7 protein-coding genes and 1 pseudogene are annotated in these 5,730 nt (G+C 68.1%); 2 read left to right on the forward strand and 6 right to left on the reverse strand.

All coding sequences use genetic code 11. The features are described from left to right. From ACFQEU_RS10375 to ACFQEU_RS10400, 6 genes are all read right to left on the reverse strand, one after another. A partial coding sequence (locus tag ACFQEU_RS10375; protein WP_465261132.1) for a histidinol dehydrogenase occupies nucleotides 1–226 on the reverse strand: 226 nt, incomplete at its 3' end. An 81-nt stretch (nucleotides 227–307) separates the two neighbouring features. Next, nucleotides 308–517 (reverse strand): hypothetical protein, encoded by a 210-nt coding sequence (locus tag ACFQEU_RS10380; RefSeq protein WP_379781854.1) that lies wholly within the window; start codon nucleotides 515–517, stop codon nucleotides 308–310. A gap of 30 nt (nucleotides 518–547) precedes the next feature. Then, entirely contained in the window at nucleotides 548–1,513 is a 966-nt protein-coding gene (locus ACFQEU_RS10385) for a phytoene/squalene synthase family protein (RefSeq protein WP_379781856.1), read from the reverse strand. 300 nt (nucleotides 1,514–1,813) lie between these two features. Next, nucleotides 1,814–1,963, reverse strand: coding sequence for an HVO_2523 family zinc finger protein (locus tag ACFQEU_RS10390; RefSeq protein WP_379781858.1), 150 nt, complete (start codon nucleotides 1,961–1,963; stop codon nucleotides 1,814–1,816). A 25-nt stretch (nucleotides 1,964–1,988) separates the two neighbouring features. Beyond that, nucleotides 1,989–2,633, reverse strand: coding sequence for a hypothetical protein (locus tag ACFQEU_RS10395; RefSeq protein ID WP_379781860.1), 645 nt, complete (start codon nucleotides 2,631–2,633; stop codon nucleotides 1,989–1,991). Between the two features lie 122 nt (nucleotides 2,634–2,755). Then, a complete protein-coding gene (locus ACFQEU_RS10400; protein ID WP_379781862.1) occupies nucleotides 2,756–3,334 on the reverse strand; it encodes a cysteine hydrolase family protein in 579 nt (192 codons plus the stop codon). 156 nt (nucleotides 3,335–3,490) lie between these two features. Between ACFQEU_RS10400 and ACFQEU_RS10405 the strand changes: the two genes are divergently transcribed. Continuing rightward, on the forward strand, nucleotides 3,491–5,206 hold the full coding sequence (locus tag ACFQEU_RS10405) for an Hvo_1808 family surface protein (RefSeq protein WP_379781864.1): 1,716 nt from the start codon (nucleotides 3,491–3,493) through the stop codon (nucleotides 5,204–5,206). 88 nt (nucleotides 5,207–5,294) lie between these two features. Further along, a pseudogene (locus tag ACFQEU_RS10410) lies at nucleotides 5,295–5,730 on the forward strand (nicotinate phosphoribosyltransferase); the annotation flags it as partial.

A 5,730-nucleotide genomic window follows, 5' to 3' on the forward strand; every position in this document is an offset into this window, starting at 1 on the left:
CGGCCAGCTCGTCGTGCGCCCGAGCGGCCTCGTCCGTGATGTCGAGGTTCCCGACGCTTACGCCGTCGAACTCCTCGTCGAACTCCCTGACGGCGACGTCCCCTTCCTCGCGCACCCGTCCGATTATTCCTCGCACGTCCTCGCGGACCTCCTCGACGCCCGCGTCGCGCTCGAAGAAGGCGCGTCGCTCCGCGGGCGAGAGGTCGGCGACGGCTCGTACGTCCATACGCCCACTCGGCGGCGGACGGAAAAGGGCGTTCCGGCTCGTCCCGGGGGCCGTCCGCGATCGGATCGCTCCGGGCGCGGGTCACTCCAGCGGGCGGAGCCCCACGAGGTCGAGAAACGCGAGGACGACGAGCGCCGCGAGGAGCGCGGCGGCGGTGAAAAGCAGCGGTGCCGAGAGGACGACCGCGAGCTCGTACGGGGCGAGGAGACGGGTCGTTCCACGAACGACGAAAGAGGCGAACACGAGGCCGAACGCGAGGAGGGCCAGCTGAACGAATCGGGCTCTGTCCATCGATTCGGGTCGATCGGGTTGGCGGGGGAATCAGTCGGTTCGGATCGCCGTCGCGTCCGGTGGACTGTGCCCGTGACGACCGTGCTCGCTGTCGAACCCGTGGCTCATCTCGTAAAACACCGCTTCGGGGTCCTTCTTCCACTGCCACTTCCAGCGGGTGCGGACGAGCAGCGAGATCTTGCGGGTGAACGAGAGCGCCGGGGTGGTCGACACCGTGTCGTAGCCGAGATCGCGGATGAGCCGGTGGTGATCGGCGTACAACACCGCCGCCAGCAACACGGCGAGCTGGCAGTCCTCCGGGAGATACTTGATCCCTGCCACTCCCTCCTCGTAGAGCCCTTCGGTCCGGACGAGCTCCTCGCGGATCGCGGCGGCGACGTCGTCGTCGAACTCCAGCTGCAGGATCTGCTCCTCGCTCACCCCGTGTCGGCGAAGCGTCTCCAATGGCAGGTAGATGCGATCGCGCTCGACGACGTCCTCGCGGACGTCCCGCAGGAAGTTCGTCATCTGGAACGCTTCGCCGAGCTTTGTCGCATGGGGGAGCGCGGTCGCCTCGGTCTCGTCGTCGAGACCCATGATCGCCGTCATCATCCGGCCGACCGCGGAGGCCGAGCCGTCCATGTACGCCTCCAGGTCCGCGTACGCCTCGTAGCGATCGGTGTCGATGTCGCTCTCCATCGCGTCGACGAACGCGTGGATGTCCTCGTCGGGGATGTCGTGTTCGGCCCGGACCGACGCGAACGCGTCGAGTACGGGGTCGTCGGTTTCGGTCTCGCCGAGGGCGGCACGACGGAGCCGGTCGAGCTCGGCCCGTTGCTCGTCGGGCGGCGCGGTGTCTTCCGCGTCGACGACCTCGTCGGCGATCCGGAAGAACCCGTACAGCACGTACGTCGGATGGCGGATCCGCTCCGGAAGCAGTCGCGTGGCGACGTGGAACGTCTTGCCGGTACGCCGCTGGATCCGCTTGCTCCGGGCAACCTGTGTCTGCTCTACCATGGTGACCCCTGCATGTCGGTGGGGAGGATCGAGAGCGGGTCGCCCATCATAGGTGATATTTCGGACCGAAGGACTATAACAGTTCTCACATACTGAGTTTCTTCCACCGGCAACTGGGAGAGGAGATCGGTATGTGGCGGCGACTGCACCGGGGCGCGAGGGCGGCCGGATCGCCCGGCTCGGCGGTCTCGGAAGGCTACCGACGGTGGCGACCTCGGATGGGAGGGTGGCGGCCACGTTAGGGGGTGGCGCTGGCGCCTGAGCGCGCGAGCAGCACGGCCCCGGATCGAAACTCACCGATCAGTAGAACGTGTCGCTACAGTCGTACACCACCCCGTGAACCGGACACACGTACTTACAGTGTCGGTGGTTCATCGGGGTCCCACAGCGGGGGCATGGTCGCCCGCCGTGGGCTGTCTCTTCCGCGCCGTCGTCGCTCGGATCGCTCACGCTCACCGCGAGGGCGGCAGGGCGCTTAACCGCTTTCCTCGGCTTCCGGATCGGCGTCGGCCGCCGCCAGCGACTTGTACACGTCCTGAGCGACGGGCTCGGTTCCGAACGGCAGCTCCAACACGCCGCCCCACTCCTCGTCGGTCAGCGCCGCCACCGTGGGAGCGTCGAGGTCGACACGCCGGACCTCGTCGTCGGCGAGCGTCATCGACACGGCGAACCGCTCCGGCTCCGCGGTCGCGCCGGCGTCGGCGAGCCGATCACGGAAGTCGGCCCGCCCGTCGTCCGACAGCGACACGTACACGAGGTGTTCGTCGGAGTCGTCGCCGTCGCCCGCCGCCGCCTGGACGCGGTCGAGGTCCGACGCGTCGAAGAGGAACGGGGCGTCGTCGGTGTCGTCAGTTCCGTCGGTGTCGTCGGTGTCGTCGTCGGTTCCGTTCCCGTCAGCGGGGACGAGTCTCGCCTCGAACGGCGCGTCGGGGTCCACCGGAACGGACGCCGTGTCGCTGTCGGCGGTTCCGGAACCGCCGTCGTCGCCGTCACTATCATCCCCTGTACCGTCGTCGAGCGCCCCACCGTCCGCCACGGTCGCAGCCCCGACGAACCCGACGGAAGCGACGCCGCCGGCGACGCCGAGACCGGCCAGAATACCGCGTCGAGAGAGTTCCATACCCATCGGTCTCGGAAGACTCCACAAAAGGCTTACACGCCGATACTCGCCCGTGATAATCGCTTTGGACGGTTCACCGCGAATCGATCTGCCGATCACTCTACTGCGAGCCGATCTGCCGATCACTCCACCGCGAACGAGACGGTGTCCAAGTCCGTCGTCTCGCCGAACAGCCAGTCGGCGTGATCGACCGCGTACTCGCGGTGGTCCTCGGAGATGTAGCCGAGCGCGTCCGACACGACAACCGGACGGTAGTCCCGGAGGCCGGCGCTACCGGCGGTGTGGAGGACGCAGACGTTCGCGAGCGTCCCGCAGATCAGGAGGTCGTCGACCCCGCGAGCGTCGAGGTACCCCTCCAGTTCGGTCCGGTAAAAGGCGTCGTAGGTGTGTTTCTCGACGACGTGGTCGTCGGGACGAACGTCGAGATCATCGACGAGTTCGGCGTCCCACGACCCCTCGACGACGTGTTCACCCCAGCGGTCGAACTCGTCGTAGTAGTGGGTGTCGTCGAACTGCTCGGGCGGATGAACGTCACGGGTGTACACGACACGAGCGCCCGCGTCGTGCGCCCGAGCGACGAGGTCGGTCACGGGGTCGATCGCGGCCTCGCTCGGCTCGGCATAGAGGCTCCCGTCGGGGTGGCAGAACCCGTTTTGCATGTCAACGACGATCACCGCGGTGGTGTCCGGATCGTACGCCATGCCGCTCGGTTCGGGCGGCCCGAATAAAAGGTCGACTCCGACACACGAGGTCGACTCCGACACGCGACGACGAAATAAAAGGGTCCTACGACGGTGCTACGGCGTGGCGATTCGTGAACGGACAAACTACTTATCCGACCACTCGTAACTGGGGCTATGCGACGGGTTCTCACCCTCTCAGCGGTGGTCGCTGCGACCGTGCTCCTCGTGTTCGGCGCCGCCGGGGCCGCCGGGGCCGTAGCGGCGCCGGGGGACCTCACGACGCCGGAAGCAGGTAACGTCGTCAGCGACGTCGCGGTCGCGGAGACATCAGCGGAGTGTGAGTCCGCGGCCGACAACGAGCTGGTTGGGTGTTGGAACGGGTACCATTACAGCGACGATCTCGACATCGACCAGGGCGACGGCCTGACGGAGGCGGAGCTCGAATCACTCACGTTCCGGAAGATGGCCCGGATCGAGCACCTCCGTGAGCGGCCGTTCGAGAGCGAGGTCGACGTCGACACGCTCACGCGCGAGGAGTTCCAAGCGGACTGGGAGGGTGACGGCGAGGAGACGGACGCCGAAGCCGAGTTCAACCGATGGAACGACGGGGTGTGGAAGGCGCTGTTCGTCGTCGGCGAGGACGAGTCCTCCGCCGAGGCGATAGACTCCGTGTTCGGCGGCGCGGTCGCCGGCTTCTACTCGCCCGCCGAGGAACGGGTCGTGATCGTCACCGACGAGGACGAGGAGCTGCAGATCAGCGGATCGACGCTCGTTCACGAGCTCGCCCACGCGATGCAGGACCAGTACCACGACCTCGGCGACCAGCGATACACGGGTGCGACGCAAGACGCCGACCTCGCCGTCGACGGGATCGTCGAGGGGGAGGTCGTCTACCTCGAGGAGCGGTACGACGAGCGGTGTGACGGGAACTGGACGTGTCTCGGCGAGCCCGACTCCGACGGCGGTGGGGCCGGGGCGGGGGACCTGAACTTCGGGATCCTCCAGACCGTCCTCCAGCCGTACTCGGACGGACCGTTGTACGCGGCCGACCTGTTCGAGGCGGACGGCTGGGACGCCGTCAACGAGACGATGAACGACCCGCCGGAGACTACGTCCGAGGTGATCCACCGTGAACCCGACTACGAGACGGCCGAGATCGCGTTCGAGGACACGGCGACGAACGGGTGGGAAACGTATCCGAACCAGGGTGTCGACGGCGCGGAGACGGCCGGGGAGGCCTCGATGTTCGTGATGTTCTGGTACCAGGCGTTCGAGTACGGGGCCCCGACGCTCGCCGCCGATCGGGAGTCGGCGGTGAACGTCCACCTCGACGTCGACGAGGAGCTCCGGACGCGAACCGCCTACAACTACGCGCACGCCGCGACCGACGGGTGGGCCGGCGACGAGCTGTACCCGTACCGGAACGACGCGGACGACGGGGAGCGCGACGGCTACGTCTGGGTGACCGAGTGGCGGACAGAGGAAGACGCCGCGGAGTTCCACCAGACGTACCTCCGGATGGTCGAACACCACGGCGCGGAGCGGCTCGACGACGGCGTCCTCGACGTCGAGGACGGCGAGTTCCGCGGGGCGTACGGCGTCGAACACGAAGGGACGACGGTGACGATCGCACACGCCCCGACCGCCGACGACGTGTTCGACCTCCGACCCGGTCTCGACCCCACGGAGGCCGAAACCGACGACGGCGACGAGAACGGTGCCGACGACGGGACTGACGGGGACGACGAGACCGACGACGACATCACGACGCCCGGCGAGGCCGACGACGCGGCCGACGACGAGTCGTTCGACGGACAGGCACCAGGGCTCGGCGTCGTCACGGCGCTGGTCGCGTTTCTCGTCGCCGCGCTGCTCGCCCGGCGGGAGTGAAGTGACCGTGGCGGACTGAGTCGGCCGTACGGATCCGCCCGGTGGCGACACGGATGGCTTTTCGTGGTCCCCGGCCGAACCGTTCGGTATGACCGAGTTCGACATCGTCGACGCGGCCGCGATCCGGGACGGCCGGGCGACCGACGCGTACTTCGACCGGACGACCGCGGCGTTGGAGCGTGCCGGTCGGGACCCGCACGTCGTCGCCGAGGTGACCGCCGACCAGTTCCCCGACGGCGAGTTCGAGCTGTTCGCCGGGCTGAAAGACGCGGTCGCGCTGTTGGCGGACCGCGACGTCGACGTCCACGCGATCCCGGAGGGACGGCTGTTCGACGGCGGTCCGGTGATGCGTATCGAGGGGCCATACCTGTCGTTCGCTCGGCTGGAGACGTCGCTTCTGGGCTTCCTCTCGCACGCCTCCGCGATGGCCACCGCCGCGCTCGACTGCCGGGTGGCGGCCCCCGACTCGCAGCTGCTCTCGTTCGGGGCGCGGCACGTCCACCCGTCGATGACGGCCGCCGTCG

Origin of the sequence: Halorubrum tibetense, assembly GCF_042661865.1 — an archaeon.
GTDB classification, from domain to species: domain Archaea; phylum Halobacteriota; class Halobacteria; order Halobacteriales; family Haloferacaceae; genus Halorubrum; species Halorubrum tibetense.